This window comes from Streptomyces sp. NPDC029041 (assembly GCF_040637515.1).
GTDB lineage: Bacteria > Actinomycetota > Actinomycetes > Streptomycetales > Streptomycetaceae > Streptomyces.
Genome location: NZ_JBEZWO010000008.1, coordinates 349,414 through 369,569 on the forward strand (window position 1 = coordinate 349,414; position 20,156 = coordinate 369,569).

The following is a 20,156-nucleotide window of genomic DNA, read 5'->3' on the forward strand; positions in this document are numbered from 1 at the left end:
GTACGCAAGAGGCTGCCGTCCTAGGAGGTGCCCGGCCCGTCGTGGGAGGCGCCGCGCCGCCCGGTCGCGCCGCCTGCCGCGCGAGACCCGGCTGCCTCGGCGGCGCCGGGGGGTCGGCCGGCCGTCGCGTCGTCCGGCGTCCTGCTGGTCGTCGTGCCGTCGGGCGCTCTTCCTTCCTGCCGGCCACTGCGGGGCCGCTTTGCTTTCCGTCGTGCCGGCCGCTGCCGGGCCGGGCCGCCTGCCGTCGTGCCGACCGCCTGCCTGGCCTTTGCCAGGCCGCCGCGCCGCCCGGCCGAGGGACACCCGCCCGCACCGCTGTCGCCGGGCCCAAGCCCCGCAGGAGCGGTGCGGCGGGCCGGTCGCGGGAGCCGACGCGGCCGGTCGCGGGAGTCGTCCGGGCCGATCCCCCCGCCCGCTACGCCGCGGCGGGCGGCATGGCGCAGACTTGACCTCATGTCCATTCACGAGAACCTTCTCGGGGGTCCGCCCCCGACCCATCTCCCCGACGACCCCGGGCCGCGGGAAATGCTCGCGTCGGGCGCCGCGTCCGTCGAGGTCGCCGGTGCGCACCCCACCTCCTCGCTCGCCTGGGCGCAGCTCGCCGACGAGGCGTTCGAGCGGGGCGCGGCCGTGGAGTCCTACGCGTACGCCCGCACGGGCTACCACCGCGGTCTGGACGCACTGCGCCGCAACGGCTGGAAGGGCCACGGCCCGGTGCCGTGGGAGCACGAGCCGAACCGCGGCTTCCTGCGTGCCCTGCACGCCCTCGCCCGCGCCGCCCAGGCGATCGGCGAGCAGGAGGAGTACGAGCGCTGCTCCCAGTTCCTGAAGGACTCCTCGCCGACGGCGGCGCAGGTCCTGGGCTGACACACGGTCCGTGCCCGCGAGGCCCGTCCGCGAAAGGCGGGCCTTGCGGTTTCGGGGGACGATTGCGCAAGATGCCCTCGGGGACCGGGGCCCCCGTGTCGGATTCGGCAGGGGCGGACCGCTACCCGGAGTAATACGCAGGAGACAGCGATGTCCCACGAGGCTCACGAGCCCGAGACCCCGCATCTCGACTTCCACGGCACGACGCCGTACGAGGACTACGTCAAGGCCGACGTACTCACCCACCTCCAGCACACCCTCTCCGACGATCCCGGAGAGATGGTCTTCCTGGTGACGACCCAGGTGATGGAGCTGTGGTTCACCGTCATCGTCCACGAGTGGGAGACGGCGGCGGGCGCGCTCAGGGGCGACGACATCCCCACCGCCATCGCCGCGCTCAAGCGGTCCGTCCGCGAGCTGGAGGCGCTCAACCACTCCTGGAAGCCGCTGGCCCAGCTGACGCCGGCCCAGTTCAACTCGTACCGCAGCGCACTCGGCGAGGGCTCCGGCTTCCAGTCGGCGATGTACCGGCGCATGGAGTTCCTGCTCGGTGACAAGTCCGCGTCCATGCTCGTCCCGCACCGGGGCGCGCCGCGTGTGCACGCGGAGCTGGAGAAGGCGCTGCACGAACCGAGCCTGTACGACGAGGTCGTACGGCTGCTGGCGCGGCGTGGGCACGACATCCCCGAGGCGGTGCTGCGGCGCGACGTGTCGAAGCGCTACGAGCCGTCCCCGGAGGTGGAGGCGGCCTGGACGGCCGTCTACTCGGGCGACGAGAGCGACGAGGTCGCCCGGCTGGGCGAGGCGCTGAGCGACGTCGCCGAGCTGGTGTGGCGCTGGCGCAACGACCATCTGGTCGCCACGCGCCGCGCGATGGGCGCCAAGACCGGCACGGGAGGCTCCGCCGGGGTGGCCTGGCTGGAGAAGCGCGCGCAGAAGAACGTGTTCCCCGAGCTGTGGACGGCGCGGTCCTATGTCTGACCTGGCGATCGTGGCGGAAAAGCGGGACGCCGTCGACGAACTGGGCGGCAGGCGCGCGGACTTCGTTCTCGACGACGTCGTTTACCTCGACGGCAACTCCCTCGGCGCGCTGCCCGCCGTGGTCCCCGGCCGGGTCGAGGACGTCGTACGCCGCCAGTGGGGCGAGCTGCGCATCCGGTCCTGGGAGGAGAGCGGCTGGTGGACGGCGCCCGAGCGGATCGGTGACCGGATCGCCCCGCTGGTCGGGGCGGCGCCCGGGCAGATCGTCGTGGGCGACTCCACGAGTGTCAACGTCTTCAAGGCACTCGTGGGCGCGGTGCGGCTGGCCGGGGAGGGCCGTGACGAGCTCCTCGTCGACGCGACGACCTTCCCCACCGACGGGTACATCGCCGAGTCCGCCGCCCGCATGACCGGCTGCACCCTGCGCCCCGTGGCACCCGCGGACGTGCCTGCCGCGCTGGGTGAGCGCACCGCCGCCGTCCTGCTCAACCACGTCGACTACCGCACCGGCCGGCTGCACGATCTGCCCGGTCTGACGGCCGCCGCGCACGAGGCCGGGGCGGTCGCCGTCTGGGATCTGTGCCACAGCGCGGGCGCACTGCCGGTCGGGCTGGACGCGCACGGCGTGGACCTCGCGGTGGGCTGCACCTACAAGTATCTGAACGGCGGGCCCGGTTCACCGGCGTACCTGTATGTGCGGCGGGAGCTGCAGGACCGTTTCGACTCGCCGCTGCCCGGCTGGAACTCGCACGCCGAGCCGTTCGGGATGCGCACCGGCTACGAACCCGCCCCCGGCGCCCTGCGCGGCCGGGTCGGCACGCCCGACATCCTCTCCATGCTCGCCCTGGAGGCGGCCCTGGAGGTCTGGGACGGGGTGTCGGTCGAGGCCGTGCGGGCCAAGTCGCTGGCGCTGACGGACTTCTTCCTGGAATGCGTGGCGGCGTACGTGCCCGGGGGCAGGGTGGAGTGCGTGACGCCGGTGGCGCACGCGGAGCGGGGCAGTCAGATCGCGCTGCGCTGTGACGATGCCGGTGACGTGATGAAGCGGCTGATCGAGCAGGGTGTGGTCGGCGACTTCCGGGCGCCGGACGTGCTGCGCTTCGGCTTCACACCGCTGTACGTCGGGTTCGCCGACGTCGAGCGGGCGGCGCGGGTGCTGGCCCGGACGCTGGCCTGATCGGGGGCGGGGCCGGACGCCCCTGCGACGTCCCGGCCCCGCGGCTGGTCCCCCGGTCTCCTCTCCGGTCTCACCGAGCGTCACATCTGCGTGTCACCGCACGTCACGCGCCTGGTACCGTCCCGGCCAACGGACGGCCCCCTCAACAGGGCCGCCGCGTACGGTTCATCGCTGGAGGGTTGGAGCATGACGGACGACGTCGCAGCAGCACGGGCCGCTGCCGAGGAGGAGTCGGCCTTCTCCCACGCGCCCGTCGGCCCCGACGCCACCGCGGCCTACGGCGACCACCCGGACCAGGTGATCGACTTCTTCGCACCGCGCCGGGCGGGCGGACCCGGACCTGCCCCGGTCGTCGTCGTGCTGCACGGCGGTGCCTGGCGGGCGCCGTACGACCGGCGTCACATCAGCCCCTTCGCGGACGTCCTGGCCCGCCGCGGTTTCGCCGTGGCCAGCGCCGAGTACCGGCGCGGCGGCGGTGACGACCCGGTCGCGGGCCGCTGGCCCGACACCTTCGACGACGTCGCCGCCGCGCTGGACGCCCTGCCCGCGCTGGTACGGGAGGTGCTGCCGCAGGCCGACCCGCGCCGTACGGTCCTCACCGGCCACTCGGCGGGCGGGCATCTCGCCCTGTGGGGCGCCGCCCGGCACGTCCTGCCGGCCGACTCGCCCTGGCGCAGCGGTAGTCCGCTGTCCCTGCGCGGCGTCGTCGCCCTCGCCCCGATCGCGGACCTCGCCATCGCCGACAAGCTGGATGTGTGCGGCGGTGCGGCCCGCCAATTCCTGGGCGGTGACGAGTACTTCGCCGAGCGGCAGCCGTACGCGGACCCGGCGCTGCTGCTGCCCACCGGGATCGCCACCACCCTCGTCCAGGGCCGTGCGGACCTGGACGTGCCGCAGGCGGTCGCCGAGTCGTACGCGGAAGCGGCGGCGAAGGCGGGGGAGATGGTGGGGGTGACGCTGCTGGAGGACGTGGGGCACTTCCCTCTGATCGACCCGGCGGCGGACGCGTGCGCGGTCGCCGTGGAGGAGATCGCGCAGCTGGCCTGGTGAGGGGCGGCCGCCTCAGGGGTCTGCCCCTTGAAATCCGACCCTTGAGAGCTGACCCTCAAGGTCTGCCCCTCAAGAGGGCCCCGGTCATCAGTTGCCTCCGAGGAGACCCCCGCCTTCAGGCGGGGGAGGAATCGGACTCCGGCGGTAGCAGGGCAGGGAGCTGTGATTCGCCGTCAAGGCGGATCGCAGTGCTCTGATCCGCAGGTTTGATCTTCACCTGTGGGAACGCTAGTTTGTGAGCGTGGCCACGACGTGCGTGAAGCGGGCATTGAAGTACCGCTTCTACCCGACCGATGTGCAGGCAGCTGAGCTGTCGCGCACGTTCGGATGTGTGCGCAAGGTCTACAACCTGGCGCTCGCGGCCCGCACCGAGGCGTGGGCGCGTCAGGAGCGGGTGAACTACAACCAGACCTCGGCCATGCTCACGGAGTGGAAGAAGACCGAGGAACTGGCCTACCTCAACGACGTGTCGTCGGTGCCGTTGCAGCAGTGCCTGCGGCACCTGCAGACAGCGTTCACGAACTTCTTCGGCAAGCGGGCGAAGTACCCGCGTTTCAAGTCGCGGAAGAAGTCGCGCAGGTCCGCCGAGTACACCACGTCCGGATTCCGTTTCCGCGAGGGGAAGCTGACCCTGGCGAAGATGACGGAACCACTGGACATCGTGTGGTCGCGCCCGCTCCCGCCGGGGGCGACGCCGTCCACGGTGACCGTCTCCCAGGACGCGGCTGGACGCTGGTTCGTCTCCATGCTGTGTGACGACCCTGGCGTCAAGCCGCTCCCGGCCGCCGATACGGCGATCGGCGTGGATGTCGGCCTGGACCACCTGCTGACCCTCTCCACCGGCGAGAAGATCACAAACCCCCGGCACGAGCGCCGCGACCGCGCCCGCTTGGCCAAGGCTCAGCGGGAACTGTCGCGCAAGGCCAAGGGGTCGAACAACCGGGCCAAGGCGCGCAGGAAGGTCGCGAAGGTCCACGCGAGGATTGCCGACCGGCGCCGTGACCACCTGCACAAACTGACCACCCGGCTCGTGCGTGAAAACCAAACGCTCGTGATCGAGGACCTGACCGTGCGCACCATGGTCAGGAACCGGAGCCTGGCCCGTGCCATCTCGGATGCCGCCTGGGCGCAGTTCCGGAGCCTTCTGGAGTACAAGGCCGCCTGGTACGGGCGGGAAGTGATCGCGGTGGACCGCTTCTTCCCCTCGTCCAGGCTGTGCTCCGGCTGCGGTGCCTTGCAGGACAAGATGCCGCTGCACGTCCGTACCTGGACGTGCGGCAGCTGTGGCACGACCCACGACCGGGACGTGAACGCGGCGAAGAACCTTCTGGCCGCCGGGCTGGCGGTGACAGTCTGTGGAGCCGGTGTAAGACCTCAACGGAGCACTCCGGGCGGGCAGTCGGCGACGAAGCAGAAACCCTCACAGCGCAAGCCGTGAGAATCCCCCTCCTTCAGGAGGGGGAGAAGTCAAACCCGTAGTACCTGAGAGCTACGCCGCAGGTGAGTTCCCCGGTGTGACGCGGACGAGGTGCCGCGCTCCGTAACTTCCCTTCCACGCAGACCCGATGGCCGGGTGCGCTGGAGGGGGACGACCATGGGGTCCGCACCGAAGTACCGTCGTGGCGGCGGCAGGCGCCGCGCCGGCCGATGGCGCCGGGCCGCGCTCGCGGCCCTCATCACCGGTGCGGTGGTCGTCCCGCTGTCCGGGGCCGTACGACCGCAGACCCCCGCACCGGCCCCCGCCAACCTCGCCCCCCTCACCGCGTCGACGCTCGACGAGGCGTACGCGGCCAACCGGGCCAACGCCGCCGAGGCGGCCCGTACGGCCGCCGCCCACCACGACCGGGACCGCGCCGCGACGGACCGTCGTCTGGCCGCACCGACCCGGCACCTCCTGCGGTTCGACGGCCGCGGCTCCGGCCGGGTGACGGAGGTCCTCGGCGACCTCGCCCGGGCCGACCGCATCGCCGTCCTGGTCCCCGGATCCGACACGAGCCTCGACACCTACGGCCGGTTCCACGCGGCGGCCGCCGCCCTGCACCGGCAGCTCGGCCGGCAGGCCCCGGCGGGCACGCGCACCGCGGTCGTGGCCTGGCTGGGCTACGAGACGCCGGGCACGGTCAGCACGACGGTCACCACGACCGGGAGGGCGGATCAGGCGGCCCCGCACCTGCGGGCGCTCGTCGCCGACCTGCGGGCCATAGCGGGCGCCGGACCGCGCATCGCGCTGCTGTGCCACTCGTACGCCTCGGTGGTCTGCGGCCGTGCCGCCCCCGGGCTCGCCGTCGACGACATAGCGCTCGTCGGCAGCCCGGGTACGGGTGCCGACACAGCCGCCGGCCTGCGCACCCGCGCCCGCGTCTGGGCGGCCCGGGGCGGTGACGACTGGGTGGAGAACGTCCCGCACGTCGACCTGGACCTGTTCGGCACCACCGTCGGCTTCGGCACCGACCCCGTCACCCCGGCCTTCGGCGCCCGGGTGTTCACGGCGGGCGACGGCGGCCACAGCGACTACTTCAGACCCGGCACGGTCTCCCTGACCAACCTGGCCCGGATCGTCCTGGGCGAGACCGGGGCGGTGACCCATGACTGACATCGGCACCCGCGCCGCCCGGCAGGCCGTGCGCCGTGGCGCCGAGCGCATCGGCGCGGCCACCCCGCCCGGCCGCGACCGGGCCGTGGACGCCCTGCGGGCCGCCGCCGTCCTCGGTGTCGTCCTCGGGCACTGGCTCGTCACGGCCCTGGTCTCCGACGGCCGCGTCCTGCGCACGGCGAGCCCGCTGCAGCACATGCCCTGGCTGACGCCCGTGTCCTGGATGTTCCAGACACTCGCCGTGTTCTTCCTGGTCGGGGGCCATGTCGCCACCCGGAGTCATGCCTCGGCCCGGGCCCGGGGAATCCCGTACCACCAGTGGCTGACGGCCCGGCTGTCCCGGCTGTTCAAGCCGGTGGCCGCCGTCCTCACCCTGTGGACGGTCGCCGCCGTCGCGCTGCTGCTGTCGGGCACCGAGTACGGCACGGTGCGCACGCTGGTGAAGCTGGCCCTGTCCCCCCTGTGGTTCCTCGTGGTGTTCGCGGGTCTGACGGCGGCGACCCCGCTGCTCACCCGGCTCAACCCGCTGTGGCCGCTGGCCGTCGTCCTGCACGTGGACCTGCTGCGCTTCGGCCTCGGAGGCCCCGCCTGGCTGGGCTGGGTGAACGTGGCGGCCGCCTGGATGGTGCCCTACACGCTGGGCGCGGCCTGGACCCGCGGCGAACTGGAGCGCAGGCGTGCGGGCTGGGTCCTGCTGGGTGCCGGGGCGGCGGCGACCGCGGCGCTCGTGGCGTGGGCGGGCTATCCGGCGGCCATGGTCGGCGTCCCGGGCGAGGCCATGTCCAACCTGTATCCGCCCACCCTGGCCGTCGTCACGTTCGGCCTGGCCCAGTGCGGTGGCGCCCTGCTGCTGCGCGAGCGGCTGCGGCGGGCGATGCGCCGGCCCGTGGCGTGGGCGGCGGTGGCGCTCGTCAACCTCTCCGCGATGACCGTCTTCCTCTGGCACCAGACGGCCCTGATGGCGACCACGGCCAGCGGCCTCCTCGTCGGCCGGCTCCCCGGGCTGCACACGCGGCCCGACGACCTCGGCTGGGTCGGGGCCCGGCTGCTCTGGCTGCCCGTGTTCGCGCTGGCCCTCGCGGTCTGCTGGGCCGCCTTCCGCTCCTTCGAGCGAGGCGGCGGCGGCCGGGGCCGCAGGTCGCGGGTGGTGCGGGCGCACCGTCCGTCCGACCGGGGCGCGGCGACGGAGGCACGTCATGTCTAGGCTGGGCCGTGTGACGGACACGGGGGTGGGCCGCGCGCTGCGGGCGTGGGGCAGGGGCTGGCTGCGGGTGCTGCGTGACGACCTGTGGACCTTCCGGGCAGATCCGATGCCGGCCTCCACGTGGCTGCGCTGGCTGCCGCACGGCCTGGTGTGCCTGGCCGCGTTCGGTGTCACCCTCGGCGCGGTGGGGCAGCTCGTCGACAACGGCGGGGTGGGCCCGCAGATCGCCTTCCCGCTCGGGCTGGCGCAAGGCGGTGCCATGGTGCTCGCGCTGTGGCGGCCCATCCCGGCGTGGTGGCTCTCGACGGCGGCCACGCTGCTGGGCGCGCTGGAAGTGCGCCGCCAATTGCTGGCCGGCGGCGCCCCCGACTTCACCTGGCCCTGGACGTCGGCCGGGATGATCGGACACATGGCGGTGCTGCTGCTGCTCGCCCTGCGGGTGCGGGCCCGGGCATCCGTCGAGGCGCTCGCGCTGACCGTGCTTCTCACCTACGTCGTCCAAGGGCTGCTGGGCGCGGCCGGCTATTCGCCCACCGGGGTACTCGCGGTCACCCTGTTCACCGTCGTCGTCATACTCGGCACCGCCCTGCGCGGCCGCCGCGAGGCCCGCGCGCAGCTCGTCGAGCAGACCACCCTCACCGCCGAAGAACGCACCCGCCGCACCCTCCTGGAGGAGCGCAGCCGCATCGCGCGGGAGCTGCACGACGTGGTCGCCCACCACATGTCGGTCATCTCCATCCAGGCGCAGGTCGCCCCGCACCTCGTCGAGAACCCGCCCGACGAGCTCAGGGAGAACCTCGCGGGCATCCGGCAGAACGCCCTGGAGGCCCTGACCGAACTGCGCCGCGTGCTGGGCGTGCTGCGCTCTGAGCACCCCGGGCCGGGGGAGCCGTTCGCCGACGCCGGTGACGAGACCGCACCGCACACCCCGCAGCCCACGCTCGACCGGCTCGACGCGCTGGTGGAGAACACCAGGGCGGCCGGACGTGAGGTCGTCACGGACATCACGGGCGAGCGGCGCCCACTGCCGCCCGGCGTGGAGCTGTCGGCGTACCGGATCGTGCAGGAGGCGCTGAGCAACGCCCTGCGGCACGCGCCCGGCGCGAGGATCACGGTCCGTCTCGCCTACGAGCCGGACGGCCTGGAGGTGGAGATCGTCAACGGCCGCCCCACCGGACCGCCCCCGCCGTCGACCGGCGCGGGACACGGACTGCTCGGCATGCGGGAGCGGGTCGCGATGCTCGGCGGCACGATGACGGCCCACCCGTGGCACTGGGACGGCTTCAAGGTCACCGCCTTCCTCCCGGACAGCCCGCCCGCCGACACCCCGGGCACCCACCCACCCACCGCACCCCGGAGAAGGACCTCATGACGAGCGGCACCGGCGAACCCATCCGGGTTCTGATCGTCGACGACCAGGCGATGGTCCGGCAGGGCTTCACCGTGCTGCTCGGCGTCCAGCCCGACATAGAGGTCGTCGGCGACGCGAAGAACGGTGAGGGCGGCGTGGCCCTGGCCGCGGAGCTCGCCCCCGACGTCGTCCTGATGGACATCCGCATGCCCGGCATCGGCGGCATCGAGGCCACCGGGCGCATCACCGCCGCCCACCCGGACATCAGGGTGCTGGTCCTGACCACCTTCGACCTCGACGAGTACGTGTACGACGCGCTGCGTGCCGGAGCCTCCGGCTTCCTGCTGAAGGACGCCTCGTCCGAGCAGCTCGCCGAGGCGGTCCGGGTGGTGGCGGCCGGGGAGGCGCTGCTCGCCCCGGTCATCACCCGCAAGCTGATCGCCGAGTTCTCCCGGCTCGACGGCAAGCCCCGCGCCCCGCTGAAGGAACGCGTCGGCGATCTGACCGAGCGGGAGACGGAGGTGCTCTCGCTGATCGCCCAGGGGTTGTCGAACGCGGAGATCGCCCAGCACCTGTTCGTGGCAGAGCAGACGGTGAAGACCCACGTCGGCAGGATCCTGGTGAAGCTGGGCCTCAGGGACCGGACCCAGGCGGCGGTGTTCGCCTACGAGTCGGGGCTGGTGCGGCCGGCGGGGTACTGAGGGGTGGCCGACGGGGCCCCGTAGTACCTGAGAGGGACGACGAGGAACCCCTCTCCAAGGGGACGACCGGGGCCGGGGGGCCGCATACCGTTCTGTACGTGACCGAGACGACTCACATGCAGACCAGGCCGCCGGGGGACGGGGCGGCATCGCGCAGCCCGGAGTACCGGCTGGCGGTGGACGCCCTGCGCGGGCTGCGGCAGGACCTGATCCACGACGCGTTCGCCTACCGGCCGCTGCCGGGCCGGCACACGGACGGGCGGATCGTCCGGCGGCTGCCGGGCCGGCTGCGGGAGTACGCGCAGTGGCTCCCGCACGCCGTGATCACCGCGACGGCCCTGATCACCCTGGCCTTCTCCACGGTCGACACCGGAGGCCCGGCCCTGCTGGTCGGTCTGCTCTGCGCGATTCCCGTGCTGCTGACCATGGTGCGGCCGGTCGGCGCCTTCTGGGCGTCCATGGTCTCCACCCCGATCGCCTCCGTGCTCGGCAGCCGCTGGGGGGAATGGCCCTGGACACCCGGCAGCTTCGCCTGCCATCTGACCGTGCTGACGGTCGTGGCGATCCGCACGCGGCCGCGCACGGCCGCGTGGATGTGGGCGCTGACCGGGCTGTACGCCCTCCTCGCGGACACCGGCATCGGCCCGACCTACTACGAGTACGGCAGCAACTCCGCTGCCATGCTGGTCATATCGGCCCTGATCCTGCTCAGCGTCACCGTGTGGCACATCCGCCGCAACGCCGAGCAGGAGGTCACCGCCCAGCAGACGGTCACCGCGCACGAGCGCTCCCGCCGCACCCTGCTGGAGGAGCGCACCACGATCGCCCGCGAGCTGCACGACGTGGTGGCCCACCACATGTCGGTGGTCGCCATCCAGGCGGAGGCCGCGCCCTACCGGGTGGAGAACCCGCCGCCGGAGCTGGAGAAGGCGTTCGCCACGATCCGGGAGAACGCGGTGGCGGCCCTGACCGAACTGCGCCGCGTGCTGGGCGTCGTCCGCGCCGAGGACTACGAGGCCCCGGACGCCCCGCAGCCCACCCTCGCGGACCTGGAGGGGCTGCTGGCCAATGTCCGGGAGGCCGGGCTGGGTGTCGAGAAGGTGGTGACCGGCGCGGTGCGAGAGCTGCCGCAGGGCGTGGAGCTGTCGGCGTACCGGATCGTGCAGGAGGCCCTGAGCAACACCCTGCGGCACGCGCCGGGCGCGACCGCACGTGTCGAGATCGGATACGTTCTCGGCGGCCTGGGCCTGCGCATCGTCAACGGCCCGCCGCCGAACCCGAGCCTGATCAAGCCCTCGCCGGGCGCCGGGCACGGCATCACGGGCATGCGGGAGCGGGTGTCGATGCTGAACGGCGAGATGACGGCGGGCGGCACGGACGACGGAGGTTACGAGGTGGCGGTGTTCCTGCCGGTCGCCCTGCCGGACGAGGGTGACGTATGACCATCCGCGTGCTGATCGCGGACGACCAGATGATGGTGCGCGAGGGGTTCTCGGTCCTGCTGAACGCGATGCCGGACATCGAGGTCGTCGGCGAGGCGGTGAACGGCCGGGAAGCCGTCGCCAAGGTCCGCGAGCTCGGCCCGGACGTGGTGCTGATGGACATCCGCATGCCCGAGCTGAACGGCATCGAGGCGACCCGCGAGATCGTCGCCACCGACGGCGCGGCCAAGGTGCTGGTGCTCACCACCTTCGACCTCGACGAGTACGTGTATCAGGCGCTGCGCGCGGGAGCCTCCGGCTTCCTCCTCAAGGACGCCTCGGCCCGCCAGCTCGCCGACGGGGTGCGGGTGGTGGCCTCGGGGGAGGCGCTGCTGGCGCCGTCGGTGACCAGGCGGCTGATCACCGAGTTCTCCAAGCTCTCCGAGAAGCCGGCCCTGATGCCCTCCGCGCAGGCGGCCTACGGGGATCTCACCGACCGGGAGACGGAGGTGCTGGTGCTCATCGCGCAGGGCCTGTCGAACGCGGAGATCGCGCAGCGGCTGGTGGTCGCCGAGTCGACGATCAAGACGCATGTCAGCCGGATCCTGGTGAAGCTGGGCCTCAGGGACCGCACGCAGGCGGCGGTGTTCGCCTACGAGGCACGGTTGGTGACGCCGGGGTGACAGGGAGCGCCGTCCCTGGTCAGAGTGGGGGGTGCCGGGCTAGCGTCCGTTCATGGCAGCTGTTTCCGACCTCGGGTTCGACCCGTGGGACCCGGCGTTCCTCGCCGACCCGTACCCCGCCTACGCCGACCTGCGTGCCCAGGGCCGCGTGCGGTACTTCGAGCCCACGAACCAGTGGCTCGTCGCGCACCACGCGGACGTCTCGGCCCTGCTGCGCGACCGTCGCCTCGGGCGCACGTACCAGCACCGGTTCACGCACGAGGAGTTCGGCCGTACCGCGCCCCCGCCGGAGCACGAGCCGTTCCACACGCTCAACGACCACGGGATGCTCGACCTGGAGCCGCCGGACCACACCCGGATCCGCCGCCTGGTGTCGAAGGCGTTCACCCCGCGCACGGTGGAGCGGCTGAAGCCGTACGTGCGCGCCCTGGCCGACGACCTGGTGTCCGGGCTGGTCGCGGCGGGCGGCGGCGACCTGCTGAAGGACGTCGCCGAGCCCCTCCCGGTCGCGGTGATCGCGGAGATGCTCGGCATCCCGGAGTCCGACCGGGCCCCGCTGCGCCCCTGGTCGGCGGACATCTGCGGGATGTACGAGCTGAACCCGTCCGAGGACACCGCGGCCAGGGCGGTCCGCGCGTCGGTCGAGTTCACCGACTATCTGCGCGAGCTGATCGCGGCGCGCCGCAAGGAGCCAGGCGACGACCTCGTCTCCGGTCTCATCGAGGCCCACGACGAGGGTGACCGCCTCACCGAGCAGGAGATGATCTCCACCTGTGTCCTGCTGCTCAACGCAGGTCACGAGGCCACGGTGAACGCCACGGTGAACGGCTGGTACGCGCTGTTCCGCAACGAGGCGCAGCTGGAGCTGCTGCGCGCGGACCACACGCTGATCCCGTCCGCGATCGAGGAGCTGATGCGCTACGACACCCCGCTGCAGCTCTTCGAACGCTGGGTCCTGGACGAGATCGAGATCGACGGCACGACGATCCCCCGGGGCGCGGAGATCGCGATGCTGTTCGGCTCCGCCAATCACGACCCCACGGTGTTCCGCAACCCGTCCGCCCTCGACCTGACCCGCACCGACAACCCCCACATCTCCTTCAGCGCCGGCATCCACTACTGCATCGGCGCACCGCTGGCCAGGATCGAACTGGCGGCGTCGATGGGGGCGTTGCTGGAGAGGGCCCCGACGCTACGACTCGCCGCCGAGCCGGTGAGGAAGCCGAACTTTGTGATCAGAGGCTTGGAGTGTCTGACTGTCGAGGTGGGGTGATCACCCGTTCGGATGAGCAGGAATGCGTATCGACCCGCTGTCGTCCGGGCCTCGCCACACTGGCCACAACCTGAAAGGCGGTGCACCATGACGGTTATGGCAGAGCGCGGCTTGCAGACGCCCCAGATGTCGGTCGACGAGTTCGAGAGGATCGCCGCCTTCGCGGCCAAGGAGACCGACGACGCCGTCAGGTTGGAGTTCATCAACGGACGGATCGGGGTCAAGAGGGTGGCCGACGGGGACCACAACACCATCGTCACGTGGCTGCTGCGGCGCTGCATGCAATACAGGCCCGACCTCGACCTCTACCAAGGGCAGGGCCTGCGCGTGGAGAAGTACCGAGATGGCCGGGCCCGCCCCGACGCCGTGCTCGTGCCCGAGGAACACTTCGCGGGGCACGGGGAATGGGCTGACCCGAGCGGGGTGCTCCTGGTTCTCGAAGTCACGTCGTACGACTCCGACACCGACCGGCGCGACCGCCAGGAGAAGCCCGTCGCCTACGGCGCCGCCGGCATTCCCTTCTATCTGCTGGTCGATCGGGATGCCTGCGCCGTCAAGCTCTACAGTGATCCGGACCCGGGCGTCGGATACGGCAACTGCCGCACGGCACCTTTCGGGGCCGCCCTGCTGATCCCTGAGCCCCTCGGCATCGAACTGGACACCGAGAAGCTCAAGCAGTACGTCGACTGATCACGTAAGCATGTCCCGCCTCCGCAACCCTGCGAGCCCCCCGGCCACCAGCAGCACCGCCACCCCCGTCAGCACCGCCACCGGCCCCCACTCCATGGAGCCGCCCGGCAGCTTCGGCAGATGCCCGAACGGGGAGACGTCCAGCACCGCCCGCGGCACATCCAGCGCGGGCCCGACCCAGCCGATCAGCAGCACCGCCCCGGCGACACCCCAGGCCGCGGCGGCCGCCCGGGGCAGGGCGCCGTGCAGCAGCACCGCCACGCCGCCGACCATCCACACCGCCGGGAGCTGCACCAGGCAGGCGGCCAGGACCGGCCCCACCTGCCTGCCGTAACCGACGGCGAAGCCCAGTCCGGCCAGCAGCATGATCCTGGCGGCACCGCCGAAGGCGATCACCAAGTGCCCGGCGGCCCAGCGCAACCGCCCCACCGCGTTCGCCAGCACCGGTTCCGCCCGGCCCGAGGTCTCCTCGCCGTGCAGGCGCAGCACCGAGGAAACGATGTACAGCGCCGTGACCAGGCCCAGCATGCCGATCATGGACGCCAGGAACGCGTCCGTCAGGCCGGACTGCCCGCCCATCCGCTCGATGATCCGCCGGGCGTTGTCGTTGTCGCCGACCAGGTCGGCCGCGCCCTCGGTCATGCCGCCGTAGACGACCCCGGCGGCGAAGAAGCCGATGCTCCAGCCGAGCACGCCACCCCGCTGCAACCGCCAGGCCAGGGCGCCCGCCGTGCCCAGCCGGCCGGACGCGGGGCCCGGCCGGGTCGGCAGGAAGCTTATGCCGAGGTCCCGGCGGCCGGCCAGGGCGTAGGCCAGCGCCCCTTGGAGGACGGCCGCCCCGGCCAGGAGCGCGAGCACCCACCAGCGTTCGGCGGCGTAGGGCCGCAGGTTCACCAGCCAGCCCAGCGGCGAGAGCCAGGTCAGAACCGACGAGCCGTCGTCCGTCCCCGAGTCGCCCGCCGCGCGCAGGACGAAGGCGGCTCCGAGCACCGCCGCCGTCAGGCCGCGGGCCAGCCGTGCGCTCTCCGTCAGCTGCGCGACGATCGCCGCCATCGTGGCGAAGACCATCCCGACCCCGGCGATCCCGAGCCCGAGGGCCAGGGCCCCGGCCGCGCCCTGTCCGGCCAGCCCCGCCGTCACCAGCAGCGCCAGCACCGCGTTCGCGACGGCCGCCGCCAGCAGGGCCGCCGTCAGCGAGGCCCGGCGGCCCACCGCCCCGGACACGACCAGTTCCTGACGGCCGCTCTCCTCCTCGTCCCGGGTGTGCCGTACGACGACCAGCAGGCTCATCACGGCCGCCAGGGCACCGGCGTAGATGCCGACGCGCCAGGCCGTGAGGGCGCCCAGTGAGTCGCCGAAGACCGGGCCGACCATCGCGCGCAGTGAGGAGTTGGTCTCCATCTGCCGGACCAGGTCGGCGCGTTCGGCCGGGGTGCCGTACAAGCCCTCCAGCGTGCCCGGCATGGAGAGGACCATCAACGCGTTGACCGCGATCCAGACGGGGATCATCAGTCGGTCGCGGCGCAGGGCGAAGCGCAGCAGCGTGCCTGTACCGGCGAGTTGGCGCGAGCCGCCGTGCCGTACCGCGACGGTCGTCATCGGCCCGCCACCTCGTCCTGGTAGTGCCGCAGGAAGAGTTCCTCCAGCGTGGGCGGCGTCGACGTCAGCGACCGCACGCCCGACTCGCTCAGCGACCGCAGGACGCCGTCCAGCCGGTCGGTGTCGACCTGGAGGCGGACGCGGCGCCCCCGCACGTCGAGGTCGTGCACGCCGGGAAGCGCCGACAATCCGTCGGGCGGCCCGGCGAGTTCGGCTACGACGCTGGTGCGGGTCAGATGGCGCAGGTCGGCGAGTGAACCGCTCTCGACCGTACGGCCGCCCCGGATGATGCTCACCCGGTCGCACAGCTCCTCGACCTCGCTGAGGATGTGGGAGGAGAGCAGGACCGTGCGGCCCCGGTCGCGCTCCTCCTCGACGCAGCGCCGGAAGACCTCCTCCATCAGCGGGTCCAGGCCCGAGGTCGGCTCGTCCAGGATCAGCAGGTCGACGTCCGAGGCGAACGCGGCGACCAGGGCGACCTTCTGCCGGTTGCCCTTGGAGTAGGTGCGGCCCTTCTTGGTGGGGTCGAGTTCGAAACGCTCGGTCAGCTCCGCGCGGCGCCCCGCGTCGAGCCCTCCGCGCAGCCGGCCGTAGAGGTCGATGACCTCGCCGCCGGAGAGGTTGCGCCACAGCGTCACGTCCCCGGGGACGTAGGCGATCCGGCGGTGCACCTCCACGGCGTCCGCCCAGGGGTCGCGGCCGAGCACCTGCGCGGCGCCCGAGTCGGCGCGCAGCAGGCCGAGCAGGACCGGGGCGGTGCGCTACCTAGCCCAGACGCACATGGTCTCGCGCGAACGGGAGCCGGGATCGCGCCGGGAGCGCTACCGGGTGCACGGCAACCAGTGGTACGAGGCGCTGACCAACCGCGAGGCCGTCATCAAGCGCTGGGAAGGCGCCCTGCGCGAGGGCGTGACCAGCCTCGGCGCCGGCACCCCGGCCGGGCGCCGCATGGCCGAGACGCTGGCCTTCTTCGAGTTCATCGAGGCCGAGATCGTGGAGATGATGGAGCGCTGGCGCATGCACCGGGAGAAGACGTTCGGGCCGAATGACCGGCGGCCGACTCACTGCCCCGCCGGCACCGTCAGCCCCCACGCGCCCTCCCGCACCACCCACGTCCGGGTCCGTACCGGCCCTGACACCACGGTGTCCGCGCGGTAGCGGAAGTGCGCCCCGGACACCGTCACCGTCCGGCCCTGTGCCAGCAGCGGTGAGGCCTCCGCGCCCACCGACACGGGTCTGACCTCCACCGACGCCACCCCCGCCGCGGCCGGTGCCACGGACACCGCCTCCACCGGCTGGTCCAGATCGACGAGGGTCTCCCCGTCCACCTCGACCCGCAGCCGGGACGGCCCCGGCTCGGGCAGGGCGGCGAGCCGGGACGGGCGGCCCGCCGGAACCAGCGTCCGGACCAGGGACTGGCAGGTCCGCAGCCAGGGGCGGCCCGGGACGTCGTCCGGATCCGGCGCGGCCCCGGCGCTCGCCCCGGCCGGCCGCAGCGGCGGTATGCGCAGCGTGCCGAGCACCACCCCGTCGCTGTCGTCGACCATCAGGTCCATGCGCCGCTCGACCCCGTCGAGCACCGCACGCGCCGCCGCCACCGTCCCCGTGGGTATCCCCAGCGACCGGGCCAGGGAATGCGCGCCCCCGACCGGCACCACCGACAGCGCGCATCCGGCCAGCTCCCGGTGGCGGTGCAGCAGCGCCACCGCGCGGATCAGGGTCCGGTCGTCGCCCACCACCACCGGTCGCCGCGAGCCCCGCCGGGCCAGGGCCCGGGCGAACTCCTCCGGTCCGTCCGGCAGGCACAGCTTCATGCCCGCACCCGCGCCGAGCACGTCTTTCGCGATCCGAACGGACTCGCCGTCCGACCTACGGGCGACCGGGTCGACCACCACCAGCAGCTGCTCGGACGTCGCGGAAGTCGCCACCTCGGCCATGCCTCGCTTCCTCGGGTAGCATCTTTGTGCAAGAGCCCCTTGCGCTATTGCGCCAGGGGCTTCGTCTATTCCGGGGCATCCGGTCCGACGGTTGGCGGCCAACGGCGGTCGCGGTGCACGCGGCTGCGATTATCCGCGTGCGCCCTCGACCATGGACATGCCCCGCCCGGAAGGGGTGTACGCGCGTGCCCGCACTTGTGCTGCTCGGTGCTCAGTGGGGTGACGAAGGCAAGGGAAAGGCCACCGACCTTCTCGGTGGATCCGTGGACTATGTGGTGCGCTACCAGGGCGGCAACAACGCCGGCCACACGGTGGTCGTCGGTGACCAGAAGTACGCACTGCACCTCCTCCCTTCCGGAATCCTGTCTCCCGGCTGCACGCCGGTCATCGGTAACGGCGTCGTCGTCGACCCGTCGGTCCTGCTCTCCGAGCTGAGCGGTCTGAACGAGCGTGGCGTCGACACGTCCAAGCTCCTCCTCAGCGGAAACGCGCACATCATCACGCCGTACAACGTGACGGTGGACAAGGTGACCGAGCGCTTCCTCGGCAAGCGGAAGATCGGCACCACCGGGCGCGGCATCGGCCCGACCTACGCCGACAAGATCAACCGCGTCGGCATCCGCGTGCAGGACCTGTACGACGAGTCGATCCTCACGCAGAAGGTCGAGGCGGCCCTCGACGTCAAGAACCAGGTCCTCACCAAGCTCTTCAACCGGCGCGCGATCGCCGTGGACCAGGTGGTCGAGGAGCTGCTGGGCTACGCCGACAAGCTCGCGCCGTACGTCTCCGACACCGTCCTGGTGCTCAACCAGGCGCTGGAGGACGACAAGGTCGTCTTGTTCGAGGGTGGCCAGGGCACGCTGCTCGACATCGACCACGGCACGTACCCCTTCGTCACCTCGTCGAACCCGACCGCGGGCGGCGCCTGCACCGGTGCCGGCGTGGGCCCGACGAAGATCAGCCGGGTCATCGGCATCCTCAAGGCGTACACGACCCGTGTCGGCGCCGGCCCGTTCCCGACCGAGCTGTTCGACGAGGACGGCGAGGCGCTGCGCCGGATCGGCGGGGAGCGCGGTGTCACCACCGGCCGTGACCGCCGCTGCGGCTGGTTCGACGCGGTCATCGCCCGCTACGCGACCCGCGTGAACGGCCTGACCGACTTCTTCCTCACCAAGCTCGACGTCCTCACCGGCTGGGAGCAGATCCCGGTCTGCGTCGCGTACGAGATCGACGGCAGGCGCGTCGAGGAGCTGCCCTACTCGCAGACCGACTTCCACCACGCGAAGCCGGTCTACGAGATGCTGCCGGGCTGGAGCGAGGACATCTCCAAGGCCAAGTCGTTCTCGGACCTGCCGAAGAACGCCCAGGCGTACGTGAAGGCGCTGGAGGAGATGTCCGGCGCCCCGATCTCCGCGATCGGCGTGGGCCCGGGCCGGGACGAGACGATCGAGATCAACTCGTTCCTCTGAGTCGCCCCGACCCCGGCCGGCCGCCCCTCGTGCACACGGGGGGCGGCCCGCTTTTCTCCGCCGGGAGAGTTGCCGCGAACGGGCATACGCTGAAGCCGTACCCCGTGCGCGTCGGCCAGGAGAAGGTGAGTGCGATGCGCGTACTGCTCAAGGCGTCCATGGACACGGAGAAGGCCAACGAGGCCATCCGTAACGGCACCCTGGGGAAGCTGATCCAGGAGTCGATGGAACAGATCAAGCCCGAAGCGGCCTACTTCACCTCCGACCACGGCAAGCGCACCGCCTACGTGGTCTTCGACATGCAGGACAGCTGGCAGATGCCGGTCATCAGCGAGCCCTACTTCCTCCAGCTGGGCGCGGAGATCTCCTACACGCCGGTGATGAACATGGAGGACGTGCAGAAGGGCCTCTCCCAGCTGGGACGGTGAACCGCACGCTCAGCTGAAGACGATCATCGAACCCTGGGCCAGACTGCGGGTCACGGCCGCGTGCAGTCCGAGCCAGACGTGCCGCTCACGGGCGAAGGGGCTCGGATCGTACGGGGCGGGAACGGCGGGTTCCTCCAGTTCCGTCGGGGCGAGCGGCGGCTGGGGGGCCGCCGGCGGGTTGGCCGGGTCGATCCCGATGGCCGGGGCGACCACCTCCAGCTCCCGCAGCAGGGCGTGCGAGGAGCCCAGCGGTCCGCCGCCGGCGAGGAGATCGTCGTCGGCGAGCGGCCCGGGGAAGTCGACGGGGACGTAGGCGCCCGCGTGGTCGTAGTGCCAGACCAGGTGCGACTGCTGGGCCGTCGACTCGAACATCTCCAGCAGCTGTTCGTAGTCGCCGCCCAGCTCGTCCACGGGCGTCACCGGCAGGCCGCAGACCTGGAGCAGATAGGCACGGCGCAGGAAGTGCAGCGCGTCGTAGTCGAAGCCCGCGACCGGGGCGACGTCGCCGGTGAGGCCCGGCATGTACTGGTACACCGGCACCGGCGGCAGACCGGCCTCGGCGAGCACCTTGTTGTATTGCGCGAGTTCCTCGGCGAAGGGATTGTCCGGCGTGTGGCACAACACGTCGACGAGCGGTACCAGCCACAGGTCACAGGCCAAAGAGGGCTCCTCGCTCAGCGCGGTGGTCGGGTAACACGGTGGTCAAGAAGGGTAGCGGTGCGCCGCGGTCAC

The 20,156-nt window shown here is 72.2% G+C and carries 18 protein-coding genes and 2 pseudogenes; 16 read left to right on the forward strand and 4 right to left on the reverse strand.

Features of this window, described 5'->3' with window-relative positions:
• Positions 1–453: 453 nt before the first annotated feature.
• The 13 genes from AB0F04_RS22880 (at position 454) to AB0F04_RS22940 (ending at position 13,991) form a co-directional block, all read left to right on the forward strand.
• Positions 454–867, forward strand: a complete 414-nt coding sequence (locus AB0F04_RS22880; protein WP_053670459.1) for a DUF3151 domain-containing protein — start codon at positions 454–456, stop codon at positions 865–867.
• A 150-nt stretch (positions 868–1,017) separates the two neighbouring features.
• A complete protein-coding gene (locus tag AB0F04_RS22885; RefSeq protein ID WP_362043951.1) occupies positions 1,018–1,848 on the forward strand; it encodes a tryptophan 2,3-dioxygenase family protein in 831 nt (276 codons plus the stop codon).
• A complete protein-coding gene (kynU, locus tag AB0F04_RS22890) occupies positions 1,841–3,025 on the forward strand; it encodes a kynureninase (protein WP_362043953.1) in 1,185 nt (394 codons plus the stop codon). The genes AB0F04_RS22885 and kynU overlap by 8 nt, the downstream gene beginning before the upstream one ends.
• Before the next feature lie 186 nt (positions 3,026–3,211).
• Positions 3,212–4,075, forward strand: coding sequence for an alpha/beta hydrolase (locus tag AB0F04_RS22895; protein WP_362043955.1), 864 nt, complete (start codon positions 3,212–3,214; stop codon positions 4,073–4,075).
• A 241-nt stretch (positions 4,076–4,316) separates the two neighbouring features.
• A complete protein-coding gene (locus AB0F04_RS22900) occupies positions 4,317–5,513 on the forward strand; it encodes an RNA-guided endonuclease TnpB family protein (RefSeq protein ID WP_362043957.1) in 1,197 nt (398 codons plus the stop codon).
• A gap of 156 nt (positions 5,514–5,669) precedes the next feature.
• Positions 5,670–6,668, forward strand: coding sequence for an alpha/beta hydrolase (locus AB0F04_RS22905; RefSeq protein WP_362043958.1), 999 nt, complete (start codon positions 5,670–5,672; stop codon positions 6,666–6,668).
• On the forward strand, positions 6,661–7,872 hold the full coding sequence (locus AB0F04_RS22910) for an acyltransferase (protein WP_362043960.1): 1,212 nt from the start codon (positions 6,661–6,663) through the stop codon (positions 7,870–7,872). Before AB0F04_RS22905 ends, AB0F04_RS22910 begins: the two co-directional genes overlap by 8 nt.
• Positions 7,865–9,244 carry a sensor histidine kinase gene (locus AB0F04_RS22915; RefSeq protein WP_362043962.1) on the forward strand — a complete coding sequence of 460 codons (1,380 nt, stop codon included), beginning with the start codon at positions 7,865–7,867 and terminating at the stop codon, positions 9,242–9,244. Before AB0F04_RS22910 ends, AB0F04_RS22915 begins: the two co-directional genes overlap by 8 nt.
• On the forward strand, positions 9,241–9,924 hold the full coding sequence (locus tag AB0F04_RS22920; protein ID WP_362043964.1) for a response regulator transcription factor: 684 nt from the start codon (positions 9,241–9,243) through the stop codon (positions 9,922–9,924). The genes AB0F04_RS22915 and AB0F04_RS22920 overlap by 4 nt, the downstream gene beginning before the upstream one ends.
• A 116-nt stretch (positions 9,925–10,040) precedes the next feature.
• Entirely contained in the window at positions 10,041–11,366 is a 1,326-nt protein-coding gene (locus tag AB0F04_RS22925; protein WP_362044296.1) for a histidine kinase, read from the forward strand.
• Positions 11,363–12,028, forward strand: a complete 666-nt coding sequence (locus AB0F04_RS22930) for a response regulator transcription factor (RefSeq protein ID WP_362043966.1) — start codon at positions 11,363–11,365, stop codon at positions 12,026–12,028. The genes AB0F04_RS22925 and AB0F04_RS22930 overlap by 4 nt, the downstream gene beginning before the upstream one ends.
• A gap of 52 nt (positions 12,029–12,080) precedes the next feature.
• On the forward strand, positions 12,081–13,301 hold the full coding sequence (locus tag AB0F04_RS22935) for a cytochrome P450 (RefSeq protein WP_362043968.1): 1,221 nt from the start codon (positions 12,081–12,083) through the stop codon (positions 13,299–13,301).
• Between the two features lie 87 nt (positions 13,302–13,388).
• A complete protein-coding gene (locus AB0F04_RS22940) occupies positions 13,389–13,991 on the forward strand; it encodes a Uma2 family endonuclease (protein ID WP_362043970.1) in 603 nt (200 codons plus the stop codon).
• On the opposite strand, the gene AB0F04_RS22945 is transcribed toward AB0F04_RS22940, so the two are convergent.
• Positions 13,992–15,590: an ABC transporter permease gene (locus AB0F04_RS22945; protein WP_362043971.1), complete on the reverse strand. Its 1,599-nt coding sequence runs from the start codon at positions 15,588–15,590 to the stop codon at positions 13,992–13,994.
• A pseudogene (locus AB0F04_RS22950) lies at positions 15,587–16,339 on the reverse strand (ABC transporter ATP-binding protein); the annotation flags it as partial. The pseudogene AB0F04_RS22950 and the gene AB0F04_RS22945, both read right to left, overlap by 4 nt.
• On the opposite strand from AB0F04_RS22950, the pseudogene AB0F04_RS22955 reads away from it, so the two are divergent.
• Positions 16,338–16,631, forward strand: a pseudogene (locus tag AB0F04_RS22955) (MarR family transcriptional regulator); the annotation flags it as partial. The pseudogenes AB0F04_RS22950 and AB0F04_RS22955 sit on opposite strands and share 2 nt — an antisense overlap.
• Before the next feature lie 20 nt (positions 16,632–16,651).
• On the opposite strand, the gene AB0F04_RS22960 reads toward AB0F04_RS22955, so the two are convergent.
• A complete protein-coding gene (locus AB0F04_RS22960) occupies positions 16,652–17,527 on the reverse strand; it encodes a diacylglycerol kinase family protein (RefSeq protein WP_362043973.1) in 876 nt (291 codons plus the stop codon).
• Positions 17,528–17,712: 185 nt separating this feature from the next.
• Between AB0F04_RS22960 and AB0F04_RS22965 the strand changes: the two genes are divergently transcribed.
• Positions 17,713–18,996 (forward strand): adenylosuccinate synthase, encoded by a 1,284-nt coding sequence (locus tag AB0F04_RS22965; RefSeq protein WP_362043975.1) that lies wholly within the window; start codon positions 17,713–17,715, stop codon positions 18,994–18,996.
• A gap of 134 nt (positions 18,997–19,130) precedes the next feature.
• On the forward strand, positions 19,131–19,424 hold the full coding sequence (locus AB0F04_RS22970) for a hypothetical protein (RefSeq protein ID WP_053670518.1): 294 nt from the start codon (positions 19,131–19,133) through the stop codon (positions 19,422–19,424).
• 9 nt (positions 19,425–19,433) lie between these two features.
• On the opposite strand, the gene AB0F04_RS22975 is transcribed toward AB0F04_RS22970, so the two are convergent.
• On the reverse strand, positions 19,434–20,084 hold the full coding sequence (locus tag AB0F04_RS22975) for a hypothetical protein (protein ID WP_351629854.1): 651 nt from the start codon (positions 20,082–20,084) through the stop codon (positions 19,434–19,436).
• Positions 20,085–20,156 lie beyond the last annotated feature (72 nt).

What these genes read in the sequence shown, in the direction of transcription:
- AB0F04_RS22920 (WP_362043964.1), top strand. Translation starts at nt 9,241, where the DNA reads ATGACGAGCGGCACCGGCGAACCCATCCGGGTTCTGATCGTCGACGAC.
- AB0F04_RS22915 (WP_362043962.1), top strand. Translation starts at nt 7,865, where the DNA reads ATGTCTAGGCTGGGCCGTGTGACGGACACGGGGGTGGGCCGCGCGCTG.
- AB0F04_RS22960 (WP_362043973.1), bottom strand. Translation starts at nt 17,527, where the DNA reads ATGGCCGAGGTGGCGACTTCCGCGACGTCCGAGCAGCTGCTGGTGGTG.
- AB0F04_RS22940 (WP_362043970.1), top strand. Translation starts at nt 13,389, where the DNA reads ATGACGGTTATGGCAGAGCGCGGCTTGCAGACGCCCCAGATGTCGGTC.
- kynU (WP_362043953.1), top strand. Translation starts at nt 1,841, where the DNA reads ATGTCTGACCTGGCGATCGTGGCGGAAAAGCGGGACGCCGTCGACGAA.
- AB0F04_RS22885 (WP_362043951.1), top strand. Translation starts at nt 1,018, where the DNA reads ATGTCCCACGAGGCTCACGAGCCCGAGACCCCGCATCTCGACTTCCAC.
- AB0F04_RS22905 (WP_362043958.1), top strand. Translation starts at nt 5,670, where the DNA reads ATGGGGTCCGCACCGAAGTACCGTCGTGGCGGCGGCAGGCGCCGCGCC.
- AB0F04_RS22945 (WP_362043971.1), bottom strand. Translation starts at nt 15,590, where the DNA reads ATGACGACCGTCGCGGTACGGCACGGCGGCTCGCGCCAACTCGCCGGT.
- AB0F04_RS22895 (WP_362043955.1), top strand. Translation starts at nt 3,212, where the DNA reads ATGACGGACGACGTCGCAGCAGCACGGGCCGCTGCCGAGGAGGAGTCG.
- AB0F04_RS22925 (WP_362044296.1), top strand. Translation starts at nt 10,041, where the DNA reads ATGCAGACCAGGCCGCCGGGGGACGGGGCGGCATCGCGCAGCCCGGAG.
- AB0F04_RS22930 (WP_362043966.1), top strand. Translation starts at nt 11,363, where the DNA reads ATGACCATCCGCGTGCTGATCGCGGACGACCAGATGATGGTGCGCGAG.
- AB0F04_RS22970 (WP_053670518.1), top strand. Translation starts at nt 19,131, where the DNA reads ATGCGCGTACTGCTCAAGGCGTCCATGGACACGGAGAAGGCCAACGAG.
- AB0F04_RS22880 (WP_053670459.1), top strand. Translation starts at nt 454, where the DNA reads ATGTCCATTCACGAGAACCTTCTCGGGGGTCCGCCCCCGACCCATCTC.
- AB0F04_RS22935 (WP_362043968.1), top strand. Translation starts at nt 12,081, where the DNA reads ATGGCAGCTGTTTCCGACCTCGGGTTCGACCCGTGGGACCCGGCGTTC.
- AB0F04_RS22910 (WP_362043960.1), top strand. Translation starts at nt 6,661, where the DNA reads ATGACTGACATCGGCACCCGCGCCGCCCGGCAGGCCGTGCGCCGTGGC.